The sequence below is a fragment of the Flavobacterium alkalisoli genome, from assembly GCF_008000935.1.
GTDB classification, from domain to species: domain Bacteria; phylum Bacteroidota; class Bacteroidia; order Flavobacteriales; family Flavobacteriaceae; genus Flavobacterium; species Flavobacterium alkalisoli.
On record NZ_CP042831.1, the window covers coordinates 1253069 to 1269138 of the forward strand.

The following is a 16070-nucleotide window of genomic DNA, read 5'->3' on the forward strand; positions in this document are numbered from 1 at the left end:
ACACAAATTTATACTATGAGTACACTAATAGAAAAAAGTCTGGATAACAGTTATTCTTATTCAGAGTACAGAAATCATATATCGATGCTCCTGCAGGACGGACTTTCTACAGGACTTACACAGTCGGAAGACTTAACGCATTACAGTACGCTTAACGAAGCGCGAATGAACCGCCTTGAAAAAACAATCAAGGTTCCTCAGGAAATTAAAGACAAATTGGCAGGTCTTGAAAAAGAACATATCCTGTTGGTTATCAGTGAAGGGTGGTGTGGCGATGCTGCCCAGATAGTTCCTGTTATTAAAAAAATGGCGGATGAAACTGATAAGCTTGAGCTTAGTATTGTACTTCGTGATGAAAATGACGATTTAATGAACGAGTACCTTACTAATGGTGCAAGGTCTATACCTAAACTGGTACTGATAGAAAAGGACACCCTTATAGCACGAGGCAGTTGGGGGCCAAGGCCGCATGATGCCGCTAAGCTTATAACTGATTACAAGGCTAAGCACGGTGTAATTGACCAGGAGGCTAAAACCGAACTGCAAAAATGGTATTTGCACGATAAAGGTGAAAGCACCATGGAAGAGATAACATTACTGCTGCAAAACGCAGAGAATATGTAATTAAAAAGTCCGCTCATTGAGCGGACTTTTTAATTTTGTCGTCTTAAGAGAAGAAGAATCAATTATTCCTTTTCCAGTATGGCATCTATTTGCTTATAGCTTTGGTTGATGCCTATAATTTTGCCTTTAGGGTCAAGGAAAATTTTATAGGGAATGGCTGTTATTCCGTAATGTTTTTTTATTTCAGTTTTTAGGTCGCCTGCAATATAGTTATTCCATATTAGCCCATCTTTTTCAATAGCCTTTTTCCATTTTTCAGCATTGTCATCCAGGGAAATATTTATTATTTCCAGCTTGTCTCCATGTTTTTTAGCCAGTTCAGGTAGTTCTTTGTTCTCTATCCTGCATTCACTACACCATGATGCCCAAAAATCAATAATAGTGAATTTGTTGTTTGGGGTGTAAAAGTTTTCGGTTTTGCCTTCGGTACTTTGTAGAGCAAAGTTTTTTACAGTAGTCCCGTTTTGTACGCTTAATTTTGATTTTAATGTAGTGTTCGTGGCCCTAAGATCTTCACTAAGCATAAAAGAGGTGTCAATAATGCTTTTTATTTCTTCAATCTGGGTGGCATTCAATAGATCACGTGAATTTACACTTAAAACACTGCCATGTACGGGAGAGTTAGGAAACGAATCTATATTTTTTTTAAGGTTTTTTACTACAAGGTCTGCATAGTTTTCTTTTTCATTATTTTCTAATGTAAAAGCGCGATAATTATCCCATATTTTATGGTTACGGGAACCTTCTACTTTTTTTGCAAAAAGAAACTTTACAGGTTTAGGTCCTTTACTTTCAATATATTCAAAGTCAATTTTAATGTCTCCGTTGTCTAAATAAACACGGACTTCACTACCAAAGGGTTTTAAGAAAAAGTGACCGCACATTTCTTCAACATTGTCAATCGTGCCTTCAAGTTTAAATGTATTGTTTTTTACTATGGCATAGTCTTTTTTGTCGGCATGAAAAAAAAATACAGTGTCGTTATACGGAGTTAGAAAGTTACCTGTAATGGTAAATTTTTTACTTTCGGTTTTGTCCTCTTTTTTGTCGCAGCTTATTAGTGATGTTGTGAATATAATTAATGCTGCAATAATGGTTTTGAAGGTGTGTTTCATTATGATTTGTAAGATTGGTTCTTTATCAGAACGCAAAAATAACCTCAATCTTATGTGATACAGATATCCCACCCGGATTACATCCCGGTAAACCTTCGGGAATTTCGGCATCTATGCTTTTGTAATAGTCTACCCATGCAGGAAAAAAGTTATCTGTTCCCGGTTCTTTATAGGTCATGGGTTGCAGCTCAAAAAAAGGTTTGTTATTGTTGGCATGCTTAAAAGCATCATATATCAATTCGCTGCAATAGTAAGCACCATTGTCATACACATAAGCATCATCATAAGGAATACCAAGCTGTTGTATGGAAAAATCTATAGCCTTAGGTATGATTTTTCGGAACTTCTTTTTAAGCCTGCCTACGTACATGGGTTTGCTGGTGTTTTTTGAAAACTTTTCCAACGGAGTAAGACGAACGGCACTCCCGGCAGCTTCAATAATGTAAATACTATCGTTGCGATGGTATACCATACCCATATGGCTAAAATCGTTGCCGTTATAGCCTTCGGTTACTGCTTCTATGGCATCGCATAAAGGGCCGCAGTCCATATCCTGAAAAATAAGGTCGCCGTCTTTAAGTTCTGTTTTTTGTGCAAAGAGGTTTGCCGATAACAGAAAAAAGAAAATTATTTTTTTCATTCTGCTAAGATACTTAAAGCTTTATTCCTGACTAAAACTTTTAATTTCATCTTCAAAAGCATCGGGGGTAAGGGCACCCTCTACTGAAAATTCTCCGATTTTTGTTCGTCTTAATGCGGTTAGGTGCGATCCGCTTTGCATCGCCTGCCCAAAATCATTTGCTATGGAACGGATGTAGGTTCCTTTGCTGCAAACAATCCTGAAATCAACCTCGGGTAGTGCTATGCGTGTTATTTCAAATTCATGAACGGTTACCTTGCGTGAAGCAATTTCTACTTCCTCGCCTTTACGGGCATGTTCATAAAGTCGTTTACCGTCTTTTTTTATGGCGGAGAAAACAGGCGGTTTCTGGTCTATTTCACCCATAAACTGCTTTGTGGTTTCCTGTATAAGTTCTTCGGTTATATGGTCAGTAGGAAAGGTAGCGTCAACTTCCGTTTCAAGGTCGTAAGACGGTGTTGTTGCACCAAGATAAAAGGTTCCGGTGTATTCCTTTTCCATTCCCTGTAGTTCCGGTATACGTTTGGTAAATTTTCCGGTACATACAATAAGGAGTCCGGTAGCTAAGGGGTCAAGGGTTCCGGCATGGCCTACCTTAATCTTTTTAAGCCCCATATGCTTTTTAAGTGCCCACTTGATTTTGTTTACTGCCTGAAAAGAGCTCCATTGCAGTGGTTTGTCTATCAATAATACTTTTCCTTCCTGAAAACTTTCCGGCGTCATTAAATAATTGTAAGCGGGTGAATAAAGTAATGTATCAGTATAACTGCCAGTCCGGCAATAATCCTGTAGTAGCCAAACATCTTAAAGCCGTGTCTGCTCAGGTAGTTGATAAAAGTGTTTATTGCCAGCATGGCTACCACAAACGCAACCACATTACCTACAATAAGCATGTTTACCTGATCCTGAGAAAGCTCGAATCCGGCTTTATAATAGTCGTATGATTTTTTTGCTGTTGCGCCAAACATGGTTGGTACAGCCAGGAAGAAAGAAAACTCTGCCGCTGCCTTGCGCGATAGTTTTTGCGACATACCGCCTACAATACTGGCACCGCTTCGCGATACCCCCGGTATCATGGCGATACATTGAAAGAATCCTATTTTTAATGCAGTGCCATAGCTTATCTCAGTATTTTCCGAATCACCAAACCATTCGTCTACCTTTAAAAGTATAACTCCGCCAATAACCAGAGATATGGCTACCGTTAGCGGGCTTTCAAGTAATGAGTCTATAAAATCACTTAAAAGAAGACCTAATACTACGGCAGGCATAAAAGCTACCAGCAGTTTAAGGTAAAAGTCTACACTCTGGAAAAAACGCTTAAAATACAGTGCGATAACCGCAAGTATGGCACCCAGCTGTATGACAATGGTAAAAAGTTTGGTAAAGTCGTCGCCTGCAATCCCGAAAAAGGAAGAAGCGATAATCATGTGTCCGGTAGATGAAACGGGTAAATATTCGGTTAAGCCCTCAATAATGGCAATAATAATAGCCTGCAGTAAATCCATTCAGTAATTATTTCTTGAAGTTTTTAATTTCAGAATCTTCAGGGAATCTTTCTCCTTTTTTTGCTTTTGCTTCCGGGTCTTTAAGTATGGCATAGATAGTAATACCAAAACCTATAAGCACCACAGTAGGAGCCAGTCTTATCCTTCTGAAATTAAAAATGGCATCGCTCCATTTGGTTGGGTCATCACTGCCACCTCCGGACATTAAAATAAAGCCAATGGTTATAACTGCAATTCCTATAAGTAGTATTTTATAATTTTCCTTTTCAAAAAGGAATTTGGTTTTTATCTCGTTACCCATAATTGTTTGTTTCAGGTTTAATCGTTTAATATAAATCGTCTGTCCTTAGGTTAAGGAAACGCTGCGTAGCAAAGAACGTACTTATGGCAGCGATTATTATACCAAAGCCCAGTACTCCTCCCATAACTATGGCTGTAGGTACCCAGTCTTTCCAGATGTTAAGGAACGGAAGTTTTTCGTCTACATAGTTTACCAGCCATAATAATGCAGCAATGGCAAGCAGTGCGCCTATAAGCCCAAGCTTAATACCTCTCCATATAAATGGCCTTCTTATGAATGATTTTGTAGCTCCTACCATCTGCATGGTCTTAATGGTAAAACGGTGTGAATAGATAGAAAGCCTAAGCGAGCTGTTTATAAGCAGCATGGCTACAAAGGTAAGCCCTCCTGTAATAATAAGTATCCAGTAGCTTATTTTCTTTATATTTTCGTTCGCCATTTCTACTACTACAGCATCATAGCTAACATCGGCCACCATAGGGTTAGACCTGAACTCAACATCTATGTTCTTAATACTGTCTGACTGAACGTATGCGCTTTTTAAGTGTATGTCGTAAGAATCAAAAAGCGGATTGTCTATAAGGGTTTCAAAGTCACCTAAAATGTCTTTGTTCTTTTCGGCGGCATCCTCTTTTGTTACAAAATTGTAGTCTTTAATATAAGGCGCATCTTTAAGCTGTTTGCCAAAAGCGGTAACCACACTGTCATTTGCTTCCCTTTTAAAGTAAACGGTAAGCGGTATGTTTTCCTTTACATAGCCCGATATCTTTTCTGTATTTATTACAAAAAGACCTAAAGCCCCAAGCAATGTAAGTACTATGAAAATGATTAGAATAACCGAGAAATAAGAGGAAATGAGTCTTCTTTTTTGAAACTGATCAAAAGATGATGCCATACACACATTAATTTTAGGTGTAAAAATAAATAAAGTATTTGTTTATACATAGTTTATAACGGGCAAAGTTTTGACTTTCGTACAATAAGCGTAAATTTGCGTTCCTTTAAGACTTTCAAACATTTGACTTTAGACTTATACAATGAAATACAATCCTAACGAAATAGAGGCCAGGTGGCAAAAATACTGGGCTGAAAACGGAACCTTTAGGGCAGAAGACGTTTCTGATAAACCTAAATATTATGTGCTGGACATGTTTCCTTACCCATCTGGGGCGGGACTTCACGTAGGTCACCCGCTGGGATACATTGCATCTGATATTTATGCGCGCTACAAGCGCCATCAGGGATTTAATGTACTGCACCCGCAGGGATACGACAGCTTTGGCCTTCCGGCAGAACAGTATGCTATACAAACCGGGCAGCACCCTGCAATTACTACCGAAACCAATATTGCGCGCTACAGGGAGCAGCTTGATAAAATAGGCTTTTCGTTTGACTGGGACAGGGAAGTACGTACTTCTAACCCGGAGTATTACAAATGGACACAGTGGATATTTATCCAGCTGTTTAATTCATGGTATAATAAAGATGCCGAAAAGGCAGAAGATATTAAAGCCCTTGTTGCCGAGTTTGAAGCAAACGGTAATGCTAAAGTAAATGCTGTTTGTGATGACAACATTCCGCAGTTTACTGCTGCACAATGGAAAGGTTATAGCGGAGAGGAGCAACAGAGAATGTTGTTAAAATACCGCCTTACCTACCTTGCGGAGACCGAGGTTAACTGGTGTCCGGCTTTAGGTACGGTACTGGCTAACGACGAAATTGTAAACGGTGTTTCCGAAAGGGGAGGACATCCGGTTATCCGTAAAAAAATGACGCAATGGAGTATGAGGATTTCTGCTTATGCAGAAAGACTTTTACAGGGCCTTGAAACTATAGACTGGACAGAATCGTTAAAGGAAAGCCAGCGTAACTGGATAGGTAAATCGGTAGGTGCATCAGTTACATTTAAAGTAAAAGACAATCATAATAAATTCCTTCACCTGTTAACGGGTGATGATACAGGTGAATACAGCATTGAGGTGTTTACCACCCGTCCCGATACTATTTTTGGGGTGAGCTTTATGACGCTTGCACCGGAGCATGAACTTGTGGCTAAAATTACCACGCCGGAACAAAAAGAAGCTGTTGAGGCTTACATAGAAGCTACGTCAAAACGTAGCGAGCGCGAGCGTATGGCCGATGTAAAAACCATATCAGGGGTGTTTACAGGAGCTTATGCCGAGCATCCGTTTACAAAAGAGCCGGTGCCAATCTGGATAGGCGATTATGTACTGGCAGGTTATGGTACGGGAGCTGTTATGGCAGTGCCAAGCGGTGACCAGCGTGATTATGATTTTGCGAAGCATTTCAATATCCCTATCAAAAATATTTTTGACGGAGTTGATATTTCTGAAGAGGCATATGCTTCTAAAGATAACGTTAAGCTTAAGGATTCTGATTTCCTTAACGGACTTGACTATAAAAAAGCAACTAAAAAAGCCATTGAGGCTCTTGAAGATATAGAACAGGGAAGGGGTAAAACCAATTACCGCCTTCGTGATGCGGTTTTCTCGCGCCAGCGTTACTGGGGTGAGCCGTTCCCGGTTTATTATGTAAACGGGTTACCGCAAATGATAGAAGGCAAGCATTTGCCAATACGTCTTCCGGATGTGGAGAAATACCTTCCTACCGAAGACGGGCAGCCACCTCTTGGAAACTCTAAAGAATGGGCGTGGAGTGTTGCCGAACATAAAGTGGTTAGCAACGACCATATCGATAATGTATCGGTATTCCCGTTAGAGCTTAATACCATGCCGGGTTGGGCAGGTAGTTCATGGTACTGGTTACGTTATATGGATCCGCATAACGACGATGAGTTTGTGTCTAAACAGGCACAACAGTACTGGGAAAATGTAGATTTATACATAGGCGGTAGTGAGCATGCTACAGGTCATTTATTATACAGCCGTTTTTGGAACAAGTTTTTAAAAGACCGTGGTTTTATAGTTCAGGAAGAACCGTTTAAAAAGTTGATAAACCAGGGTATGATTTTGGGAACTTCGGCTTTTGCCTTCCTAAAAAGAGAAGCTGGTAAGCAAACTTTTGTAAGTAAAGAGGAGTATAATAAAAATGTTGATGCCGAAGGTCTTAATGGTGTTACTTATCAGGCTCTTCACGTGGATGTGTCTCTTGTAAATGCTTCGGATGAACTGGATGTTGAAGGTTTTAAAAATCATCCGTTAAGTCAGGATTTCAAAGGAGCTGAATTTATATTGAATGATAACGGTAAATATATCGTTGGTCGTGAGGTAGAAAAAATGTCCAAATCAAAATATAATGTTGTAAATCCTGATGATATCTGTGAACAATATGGTGCAGATACCTTAAGGCTATATGAAATGTTCCTTGGTCCGCTGGAGCAGGCCAAGCCTTGGAATACGGCCGGTATTACAGGGGTGTCGGGCTTCCTTAAAAAATTATGGAAACTGTATTTTGATGATAATGGGCTAATTGTTACTTCTAACCCTGCAAGTAAGGAGGCTTACAAAGTGCTGCATAGAACCATCAAAAAAGTACAGGAAGATATAGAGAACTTCTCGTTCAATACATCGGTAAGTTCGTTTATGATTGCCGTTAACGAGCTTACGGCTATAAAATGCCACGAACGTACCATACTCGAGCCGCTTGCAGTGCTTATTTCGCCTTATGCACCGCACATTGCCGAGGAGCTTTGGCACAGGCTGGGGCATCAGGGAAGTATTTCTAAAGTGAAGTTCCCTGTGTTTAACCCTGAGCATCTGGTAGAAAGCAGCAAGGAGTATCCGGTGTCGTTTAACGGTAAGATGCGCTTTAAAATAGAACTGCCTATGGATATGGCAGTGCCTGATATTGAAAAAGCTATTCTTGCAGATGAGCGTACTGTACAACAGCTTAACGGACAGCAACCTAAAAAGGTAATTGTTGTACCGGGTAAGATTATTAATATTGTTGGGTAAGCTTCTAAGTTACAAAGTAACAGAGTTGCAAAGTATATATAAAACCGCAGTTTACGCTGCGGTTTTTTTATTTTCCTCTTGAGAGGGTTGGGGTTTGTCATTTCGATATGTAATGTAATGGAGTAAAGAATCTCATGTTATTCTATTCTTTTGTCTTGAAACAAAAGAATCAAAAATTCAAGCCTCAGGCTCCTTAGGCTAAAAATTACTTCATTTGGCTAAAACATTCGAACTCGCCTTCGGCTCAGACAGCGAATGTTTTGTTACGCCTCACTTGTAATTTTCTTACGCCACAGAGCCAAATGGCAAAGTTACACTCAAATGTACTTTGTTAGGTGTTGTCTTGCTCATTTCGATACGTAATGTAATGGAGTGAGGTACTGTGACTGAACATGAAAAAATGCCACTCTTTCAGTTTACCTGCTCAAAAAGTTATAAATAAGTGTCAAAATAACAGTTTAAGCCAATATTTCAACAGATTGGCTTTGATTTTGATATAGCTATTGTAATAAAAACAAGAAAAGATGGCATTAGGATATTATATATTAATTGGTATTATAGCTTTAGCAAGCTATGCAGTAAGTGCTAAGTTAAAGAGTAAGTTTGCATACTACTCTAAAGTGCATTTACGTAACGGCATGAGCGGAGCCGAAATTGCTCAAAAAATGTTAGCCGATAACGGTATTTATGATGTTAAAGTTATGTCTACATCAGGTAGCCTGACCGACCATTATAACCCGGCGAATAAAACCGTAAACCTAAGTGAATCCGTATATAACCAACGTAATGCTGCTGCGGCTGCAGTGGCTGCACACGAGGTAGGCCATGCTGTACAGCATGCACAGGCATACAGTATGCTGCAGTTTAGGTCTAAAATGGTTCCGGTTGTTAGTGTGTCGTCTAACCTCGCGCCTATACTTATTATAATTGGTATTGTGCTGGGTGCTGCCGCAAATATGGGTATTGGCTTTTATGTAGCTGTTTTAGGTCTGGTGCTTATGGCAATAGCTACATTATTCAGTTTTATTACGCTTCCGGTGGAGTATGATGCCAGTAACCGTGCTTTAGCGTGGCTTAAAAGCAAAAATATGCTTTCGCAGCAGGAATATGCAGGGGCTGAGGATTCGCTTAAATGGGCTGCACGTACATATGTAGTTGCTGCATTGGGTTCGCTGGCAATGTTATTGTATTGGGCGCTTCAGTTATTTGGAGGTTCCAGGGATTAATCCCTGTCTATATATATATCTTGATAAACCGCCGGGCTTATAACCCAGCGGTTTTTTTATTTTATTGTAGTGCACTTTGATTCTGAAGAAGCTTAGTTATGTGAAGAGTTTCTGCTAACTGAAAACTGAGTACTGAACACTAAATTAAAGCTGTATCTGTCTTTCAATTTGCTGTTCCAGCGATATAAAGGTTTCTGTGCGCGACACACCATTTATGGGTTGGATCTTTTTGTTGAGCAACTGCATGAGATGTTCGTTATCGCGGCAAATCATTTTTATAAGAATAGACCAGTTACCGGTGGTGTAATGGCATTCCAGTACTTCGGGTATTTTGCGCAATTCCTTAACTGCCTCAAAGTTACTGGATGCCTTTTCAAGATAAATACCCACAAAAGCCATGGTGCTGTAACCCAAGACCTTTGTATTTACTATAAATTTAGATCCGGATATAACGCCTGCCTGTTCCAGTTTACGAAGGCGTTGGTGTATGGCAGCCCCCGATATGCCTATTTTTGCGGCAATCTGTAAAATGGGTTTGCGGGCATCTTCCATCAGGTAGCGTAAAATCTCTTTGTCAATCCCATCTATTTCTATCTGTAGCGAATTTATCTTCATAACCTTTCAGTTTAAAATCAAATATAGTGAATAGATTAAAAAATAAAACCCCTCCGAGGGGCTTGGAGGGGTTTAAGAATAAAGTTGAGTTAGTAATGGAGGTTTTAGCTCACTACGTTATTGGCATTATAGCCGGTGTAGTGAACTTGCTTTTCGTGAAAAACAACCCCAAATTCTTCCAGTTCTTTTAATATTGGCAGGTATACTTCTTTGTTTAGAGGAAGTTGTACACCCGGCGTGATAATATTTCCGTTAAGTATTTGCAGTGTAGCCATAGCTACCGGTAAACCTACTGTTTTTGCCATTGCGGTATAGGTTTGGTCTTCACCTATACATACCATGGTAGCATCTATCTGTTTGCGCTCGCCGTTAAGTTCGTAACCAAATTTATGGTACATCACAATCATGTCTTTGTCTTCCGGGCTAAGCGTCCATTTATCACTTAAAATCTTTTCCAGTATTTGGGCAGGAGTAGCATTTATAAGTCCAACAATCTTGTTAGGATTAAAAATATCAAGCTCCACCAGTTTGTCCCATTGTATATCATCCTGATCCAGCTTAAGGCTATGTCTCAGTTTAAGTTCAACCGAATCGGTAGGGTGATAGGGGAGGAATGCATTCACAAAATCGCGGTAACTCATGGTTTCTGAGTTTTCCATGATATAAGAATCGTCGGTCATTCCAAGCTGTACAAACATGTTCCAGGCTTTAGAGAAGCCTACCCTGCGCAGGGTTCCCCTGTATAATGTTTTAACATCATCAAGTCCGTAAACGCTGCGGTATTTTAATGAATCGCGGTTAGCATACCCTTCAAAACGGCCGTAACCTTCCACGTCCATAAACTCTGTCCTGCGAAACAGTTTGTTGTAAGGGATGTATTTGTAAGTACCTTCCTGAATAAACTTTGCAGTACCGCCCTGTCCTGCTAAAACCACATTGCGGGGGTTCCATGTAAATTTATAATTCCAAAGGTTATTATCGCTTTCCGGAGCTACAAGTCCTCCGCAAAATGATTCAAACAAGATAACCTTTCCGCCTTTATCACGAATTTCATCCAGTACCTTCATGGCACTCATATGGTCAATGCCCGGATCAAGCCCAATCTCGTTCATGAAAACAAGATTGTTTGCCTTAACCTGCTCATCCAGCTCCTGCATGGCAGGGCTAATATATGATGCGGTTACAAGGTGCTTTTTGTGGGTTATACAGTCTTTCGCTACTTCATAGTGAAGATGTGCCGGCAGCATAGATATTACTATGTTGGCTTTACTTATCTGAGTATGTCGTTGTTCAGCATTAAAAATATCAAAAGCTATTGCTGTAGCACGCGGATGAGCGCCCACTTTCTTTTGCGCAAGCTCTAAAGACAGGTCTGCAATGGTAAGGTGCAGGTTCTCTGCTTCCGATTTGTTTAAAAGGTACTTAATTAATGATGATGCAGAGCGTCCTGCGCCAATAATTAATATATGCCTCATTGAGTTTAGGAGTTTAATTATAACACGAAAGTAGTAATTTGTTATATTTATAAAAATTTTTTAGCAAAATAAATGCGTTAAACTTTTTAATTTTACCCATTATAAACAACACACATGGACAAAAAAACTATAGCTATTGCTGCAATACTGGGAGCTACAGGTATAATACTTGGGGCATTTGGTGCACACGGATTAAAAAAACTTATAGAGCCCGATTCTATAGCCGTATTTGAAACGGGGGTAAAATATCAAATGTATCATGCCTTATTTCTTCTTTTTATCGGTATTGTAACACGCATTTCAGACAAGGCAAAAAAGACCATTTTGATACTTACCGTTTTAGGGGTGCTTTTCTTCTCCGGATCGATCTATTTTTTGGCCTGTAATTCACTTTTTGCATTCGATTTCAAAACGATAGGATTTATCACTCCTGTTGGAGGATTGTTATTAATTAGCGTGTGGGTAGTATTATTTTTACAGATAATGAAGCAAAAGGAATAATTTTATCCTAAATTTTTATTTTGTAAAATTTAATTTTATACTTTTGTCCCCTGAAACAATGCAACTTAATAACAAAACTTATGAGTAATTTTGGCCTTTTTACGAAAACGATTTCGTTAGAGAAAATGGGAATTAAAAATGCTAATGTAAAATATCAGTTAACTCCGGATGAGTTACATGATATTACGATAGAAAAAGGCCAGGGTGTCGAAAGTTCTACAGGTGCGCTGGCAGTTAACACCGGTGAGTTTACCGGAAGATCGCCACAGGACCGTTTTATTGTAAGGGACAGTATAACTGAAGATAGAGTTTGGTGGGGTAATGTAAACCTTCCTTTTGACAGCGATAAGTTTGAAAAACTTTACAACAAAGTAACGGAATACCTTAGCGGAAAAGAGATTTTTGTAAGAGACAGCTATGTGTGTGCCGATCCTAATTACAGAATGAATGTAAGGGTGGTTACAGAGCTTCCTATGTCAAACCTTTTCTGTTACAATATGTTCCTTCGTCCTGAAGAATCGGAACTGGAAAACTTTGCGCCAGAGTGGCATGTGGTATGTGCACCGGGCTTTATGGCAGATCCTGCTGTAGACGGTACACGTCAGCATAACTTTGCTATCCTTGACTTTACAAGAAAAATTGCCCTTATAGGCGGTACAGGTTATACGGGAGAAATGAAAAAAGGTATTTTCTCTGCACTTAACTTTATACTTCCTGTGTTTAAAGATACTTTACCAATGCACTGTAGTGCTAACGTAGGTGCCGATGGAGATACTGCTATCTTCTTTGGTCTTTCGGGTACCGGTAAAACAACTCTTTCTGCAGATCCTGCGCGTAAGCTTATTGGTGACGATGAGCACGGCTGGACTAAAGAGAACACTATCTTTAACTTTGAAGGCGGTTGTTATGCTAAGGTTATTAACCTTACAGAAGAAAACGAACCGGATATCTTCAGGTCTATCAAAAGAGGCGCAATCCTTGAGAACGTTATCTTTAAGGAAGGTACTAACGAAGTTGATTTTGAAGACATATCTATTACGCCTAATACCCGTGTAAGCTACCCAATCTATCATATAGATAATATACAGCCGGGATCTATAGGTCACAACCCTAAAAACATATTCTTCCTTACTGCCGATGCGTTTGGAGTACTGCCTCCGGTTTCTAAATTAACTCCGGGTCAGGCAGCTTACCATTTCATTTCGGGTTATACTGCTAAGGTAGCCGGTACGGAAGCTGGTGTTAACGAGCCTCAGCCTAACTTCTCAGCTTGTTTTGGAGCGCCTTTCATGCCGCTTCACCCAACAAAGTATGCAGAGATGCTAAGTGCTAAAATGAAGGATGCCGGCGTTAATGTATGGCTTATAAACACAGGCTGGACAGGCGGTGCTTATGGTACAGGTCACAGAATGAAATTAAAATATACAAGAGCCATGATTACAGCTGCCCTTAACGGTGAGCTTGATAACGTGGAATACAAAACACATAAAGTATTTGGCTTAGCTATACCGCAAACATGCCCTAACGTTCCGGATGAGGTATTGAACCCAAGAACGACATGGGATGATAAGGATGCTTATGATGCTAAAGCGCATGAGCTTGCTGAATCATTCAGGAAAAACTTTGCCAAATTTGAAGAGTTTGCCAATGACGAAATCATGGCAGGTGCACCAGTGGCATAAATCAGGAAATTTTAGAATAATGAAAAAGAGCCGTTTTTACGGCTCTTTTTTTATTTATGAGAGATATTTTATTGTTTTGTGTGTTGAAATGACAAAAGTATTTATCAATTAAAAAAGCCGCTTCTTTAAGCGGCTTTTTGATATTGTAAGTATGTTTGGTATTGGTTTTATTTTATTATTTGGCTTTGTTGGCCTCGATAATATACTTTTCCAGAGCCATTGTCATAGATGGTGTTCCCGGTGCGGGAGCCATAATGTCTACTCTTAAGCCTCTGTCTAAGGCTTCTTTTTGTGTTGTGCTTCCAAATACCGCAATACGTGTATTGTTTTGCTGGAAGTCAGGGAAATTCTTAAATAAAGATTTTATACCTGTTGGGCTAAAAAATGCAAGCACATCATAATAAACATCTTTAAGATCGGAAAGGTCGCTCATTACTGTTTTGTAAAAAGTGCCTGGAGTCCAGTTTACTTTTAGGTTGTCCAGTGTTTGAGGAACATCGTCGTTAAGCTGATCTGATGAAGGTAAAAGGAATTTCTCTTCCTTATACTTTTTAATTAACGGAGACAGATCGACAAAATCTTTCTGGCCAACATAAATTTTTCTTTTTCTGTACACCACATACTTCTGCAGGTAAAAAGCAACAGCTTCACTCTGGCAAAAATATTTCATAGTCTCCGGCACTTTGTAGCGCATTTCTTCGGCTACTCTAAAAAAGTGGTCAACAGAGTTTTTGCTGGTAAGGATTATGGCTGTGTAGTTGTTAAGGTCAATTTTTTGCGCCCTAACATCTTTTGCGCTTACACCCTCTACGTGAATAAATGGCCTAAAGTCTACTTTTACTTTTAGTTTGTGTTGAATTTCGAAGTATGGTGAATTTTCTACTTTAGGTTCCGGTTGCGAAACCAAAATTGTTTTCACTTTCATATTTGACATAGTTGTTATATCTAACTTTTTGTAAACCAATAATACATGAAATAATAGGGTGCTATTTCAAGAGTGCAAAGATACAAAATAAAATAGAATAATTTGCCCACTATCAAATTTTGATATGCCTTCAGTGTAATGAGGTATGAATAAACACTTCCTGAAATAATAAGGCCTAAAATTGAATATACTACAATGGGGTGGGGAGTACTGTTGTAAAACAGTACGGCGTTAACGGGTAGCAAAAGCATCCCAATATATGTGCGGTAATTAACCTTTTGAAGGTTAAACTGCTCGTTAAATTCTTCTATGTTAAATGATGTGGCTATTATCTTTTCTGTAAGGTATTTAGAAAGGATGAAAAAGCCTAAAAAAGTAAATATCTGTATAAAGGTTACCCAGCTTGTTTTTTCGCTTTTGCCAAAATAGCTCAGCAGGAATTGTATAAAAAAAGTAAAGGATACCAATTGTACAAAAAAGAACGAAATGGTAAAGCTGTTGGTTATGTTTCCACTATCTTTATATATCTTGATGTACTTATCTGAAATGGCAAGTTTGGAAAATTCTGTAAACCTAAGGCTGAAAACAGATCTGTTTACAGCGATAAGAACAAAGCAAAAGGTAAACAGGAGGGTAGCCCAATCCCTGCTTTCAATCATTCTTTCCTGTAAAACAAATTCGTTCATATCGCACAAAATTAGTGATTTTTATATTCGTTATTTTGCAGTTTTATAATTTAATTATAGTACACGCGTTAGAAATACATTATTTTTGCATTTCAAAATTCACGCGCACATGAGCGAAGGCATTGTTGTAATACCTACTTACAACGAAATTGAAAACATAGAAACAATTATCAGGGCGGTTTTTTCTCTTGAGACTCCGTTTGATATATTGGTTGTTGATGATAACTCTCCCGATGGTACTGCCCAAAAAGTTAAGGAGCTTATGCAGGATTTCCCGCAAAGGCTTTTTTTAGAGGTTAGGGCTGGCAAAGCCGGGCTGGGTACTGCCTATGTGCACGGGTTTAAATGGGCAATTACCAGGAAATATGAATATATTTTTGAAATGGATGCCGATTTTTCGCATAACCCTGCCGATTTGGAAAGGCTTCAGGAGGCCTGTAAAAAAGGAGCAGATATGGCCATTGGTTCCCGTTACAGTAAAGGGGTTAATGTGGTAAACTGGCCTTTAAGCCGAGTATTACTTTCATACTATGCCTCTGTATATGTAAAAATGATAACCGGCATGAAAATTCATGATGCCACTGCCGGGTTTATATGCTATAAACGAAAAGTGCTGGAAAGCATAAACCTTGATAATATTAAGTTTGTAGGGTATGCCTTTCAGATTGAAATGAAGTACAGAACCTGGTCTAACGGGTTTAATATTATGGAAGTACCCATAATATTTACCGACAGGACCAAAGGCGAGTCTAAAATGAGCAACGCCATTATTAAAGAGGCGATATTAGGTGTTGTTTCACTAAGAATAAAGAAAATGCTTAACAGATTATAACCGGA

The 16070-nt window shown here is 39.1% G+C and carries 16 protein-coding genes; 6 read left to right on the forward strand and 10 right to left on the reverse strand.

Going from position 1 to position 16070, the window contains the following annotated elements:
• Positions 1-15: 15 nt before the first annotated feature.
• Positions 16-624: a thioredoxin family protein gene (locus FUA48_RS05470; RefSeq protein ID WP_147582610.1), complete on the forward strand. Its 609-nt coding sequence runs from the start codon at positions 16-18 to the stop codon at positions 622-624.
• A gap of 62 nt (positions 625-686) precedes the next feature.
• Here the strand turns inward: FUA48_RS05470 and FUA48_RS05475 are convergent, their stop codons facing one another.
• From FUA48_RS05475 to FUA48_RS05500, 6 genes are read right to left on the reverse strand one after another with little or no spacing between them, the layout of a single operon-like run.
• The gene (locus tag FUA48_RS05475; RefSeq protein WP_168196943.1) at positions 687-1739 is read right to left on the reverse strand and encodes a TlpA disulfide reductase family protein; all 1053 of its coding nucleotides are present in this window, start codon (positions 1737-1739) and stop codon (positions 687-689) included.
• Between the two features lie 25 nt (positions 1740-1764).
• Entirely contained in the window at positions 1765-2379 is a 615-nt protein-coding gene (locus FUA48_RS05480) for a YiiX/YebB-like N1pC/P60 family cysteine hydrolase (RefSeq protein ID WP_147582612.1), read from the reverse strand.
• A 21-nt stretch (positions 2380-2400) separates the two neighbouring features.
• Positions 2401-3102 carry a tRNA pseudouridine(55) synthase TruB gene (truB, locus tag FUA48_RS05485; protein WP_147582613.1) on the reverse strand — a complete coding sequence of 234 codons (702 nt, stop codon included), beginning with the start codon at positions 3100-3102 and terminating at the stop codon, positions 2401-2403.
• A complete protein-coding gene (locus FUA48_RS05490) occupies positions 3102-3887 on the reverse strand; it encodes an undecaprenyl-diphosphate phosphatase (RefSeq protein ID WP_147582614.1) in 786 nt (261 codons plus the stop codon). The genes truB and FUA48_RS05490 overlap by 1 nt, the downstream gene beginning before the upstream one ends.
• Positions 3888-3894: 7 nt before the next feature.
• On the reverse strand, positions 3895-4188 hold the full coding sequence (locus tag FUA48_RS05495; protein WP_147582615.1) for a DUF3098 domain-containing protein: 294 nt from the start codon (positions 4186-4188) through the stop codon (positions 3895-3897).
• 25 nt (positions 4189-4213) lie between these two features.
• Entirely contained in the window at positions 4214-5083 is an 870-nt protein-coding gene (locus tag FUA48_RS05500; RefSeq protein ID WP_147582616.1) for a cell division protein FtsX, read from the reverse strand.
• A gap of 142 nt (positions 5084-5225) precedes the next feature.
• Between FUA48_RS05500 and leuS the strand changes: the two genes are divergently transcribed.
• Together leuS and FUA48_RS05510 are read left to right on the forward strand one after the other, a co-directional pair.
• Positions 5226-8123 (forward strand): leucine--tRNA ligase, encoded by a 2898-nt coding sequence (gene leuS, locus FUA48_RS05505; protein ID WP_147582617.1) that lies wholly within the window; start codon positions 5226-5228, stop codon positions 8121-8123.
• 524 nt (positions 8124-8647) lie between these two features.
• Entirely contained in the window at positions 8648-9349 is a 702-nt protein-coding gene (locus tag FUA48_RS05510; RefSeq protein ID WP_147582618.1) for a zinc metallopeptidase, read from the forward strand.
• A 144-nt stretch (positions 9350-9493) separates the two neighbouring features.
• On the opposite strand, the gene FUA48_RS05515 is transcribed toward FUA48_RS05510, so the two are convergent.
• Positions 9494-9964, reverse strand: a complete 471-nt coding sequence (locus tag FUA48_RS05515) for an Lrp/AsnC family transcriptional regulator (protein ID WP_129750702.1) — start codon at positions 9962-9964, stop codon at positions 9494-9496.
• Between the two features lie 104 nt (positions 9965-10068).
• Positions 10069-11439: a saccharopine dehydrogenase family protein gene (locus FUA48_RS05520; protein ID WP_147582619.1), complete on the reverse strand. Its 1371-nt coding sequence runs from the start codon at positions 11437-11439 to the stop codon at positions 10069-10071.
• A 114-nt stretch (positions 11440-11553) separates the two neighbouring features.
• Between FUA48_RS05520 and FUA48_RS05525 the strand changes: the two genes are divergently transcribed.
• Together FUA48_RS05525 and pckA are read left to right on the forward strand one after the other, a co-directional pair.
• Positions 11554-11940: a DUF423 domain-containing protein gene (locus FUA48_RS05525; RefSeq protein WP_147582620.1), complete on the forward strand. Its 387-nt coding sequence runs from the start codon at positions 11554-11556 to the stop codon at positions 11938-11940.
• An 80-nt stretch (positions 11941-12020) separates the two neighbouring features.
• Positions 12021-13622, forward strand: a complete 1602-nt coding sequence (gene pckA / locus FUA48_RS05530; protein ID WP_147582621.1) for a phosphoenolpyruvate carboxykinase (ATP) — start codon at positions 12021-12023, stop codon at positions 13620-13622.
• A 175-nt stretch (positions 13623-13797) separates the two neighbouring features.
• Here pckA and FUA48_RS05535 read toward each other — a convergent pair whose 3' ends face one another.
• The gene (locus tag FUA48_RS05535) at positions 13798-14547 is read right to left on the reverse strand and encodes a uroporphyrinogen-III synthase (protein ID WP_147582622.1); all 750 of its coding nucleotides are present in this window, start codon (positions 14545-14547) and stop codon (positions 13798-13800) included.
• 20 nt (positions 14548-14567) lie between these two features.
• Complete coding sequence (locus FUA48_RS05540) at positions 14568-15233, reverse strand: DUF4271 domain-containing protein (RefSeq protein WP_147582623.1); 666 nt, start codon at positions 15231-15233, stop codon at positions 14568-14570.
• Positions 15234-15342: 109 nt separating this feature from the next.
• Here FUA48_RS05540 and FUA48_RS05545 point away from each other — a divergent pair, with 109 nt between their 5' ends.
• Positions 15343-16065, forward strand: coding sequence for a polyprenol monophosphomannose synthase (locus FUA48_RS05545; RefSeq protein ID WP_147582624.1), 723 nt, complete (start codon positions 15343-15345; stop codon positions 16063-16065).
• The last annotated feature ends 5 nt before the right edge of the window (positions 16066-16070 follow it).

Coding starts and splice junctions, on each gene's coding strand:
- FUA48_RS05525 (WP_147582620.1), top strand. CDS start 11,554: ATGGACAAAAAAACTATAGCTATTGCTGCAATACTGGGAGCTACAGGT.
- pckA (WP_147582621.1), top strand. CDS start 12,021: ATGAGTAATTTTGGCCTTTTTACGAAAACGATTTCGTTAGAGAAAATG.
- FUA48_RS05520 (WP_147582619.1), bottom strand. CDS start 11,439: ATGAGGCATATATTAATTATTGGCGCAGGACGCTCTGCATCATCATTA.
- truB (WP_147582613.1), bottom strand. CDS start 3,102: ATGACGCCGGAAAGTTTTCAGGAAGGAAAAGTATTATTGATAGACAAA.
- FUA48_RS05475 (WP_168196943.1), bottom strand. CDS start 1,739: ATGAAACACACCTTCAAAACCATTATTGCAGCATTAATTATATTCACA.
- FUA48_RS05515 (WP_129750702.1), bottom strand. CDS start 9,964: ATGAAGATAAATTCGCTACAGATAGAAATAGATGGGATTGACAAAGAG.
- leuS (WP_147582617.1), top strand. CDS start 5,226: ATGAAATACAATCCTAACGAAATAGAGGCCAGGTGGCAAAAATACTGG.
- FUA48_RS05470 (WP_147582610.1), top strand. CDS start 16: ATGAGTACACTAATAGAAAAAAGTCTGGATAACAGTTATTCTTATTCA.
- FUA48_RS05480 (WP_147582612.1), bottom strand. CDS start 2,379: ATGAAAAAAATAATTTTCTTTTTTCTGTTATCGGCAAACCTCTTTGCA.
- FUA48_RS05510 (WP_147582618.1), top strand. CDS start 8,648: ATGGCATTAGGATATTATATATTAATTGGTATTATAGCTTTAGCAAGC.
- FUA48_RS05495 (WP_147582615.1), bottom strand. CDS start 4,188: ATGGGTAACGAGATAAAAACCAAATTCCTTTTTGAAAAGGAAAATTAT.
- FUA48_RS05540 (WP_147582623.1), bottom strand. CDS start 15,233: ATGAACGAATTTGTTTTACAGGAAAGAATGATTGAAAGCAGGGATTGG.
- FUA48_RS05535 (WP_147582622.1), bottom strand. CDS start 14,547: ATGAAAGTGAAAACAATTTTGGTTTCGCAACCGGAACCTAAAGTAGAA.
- FUA48_RS05490 (WP_147582614.1), bottom strand. CDS start 3,887: ATGGATTTACTGCAGGCTATTATTATTGCCATTATTGAGGGCTTAACC.
- FUA48_RS05545 (WP_147582624.1), top strand. CDS start 15,343: ATGAGCGAAGGCATTGTTGTAATACCTACTTACAACGAAATTGAAAAC.
- FUA48_RS05500 (WP_147582616.1), bottom strand. CDS start 5,083: ATGGCATCATCTTTTGATCAGTTTCAAAAAAGAAGACTCATTTCCTCT.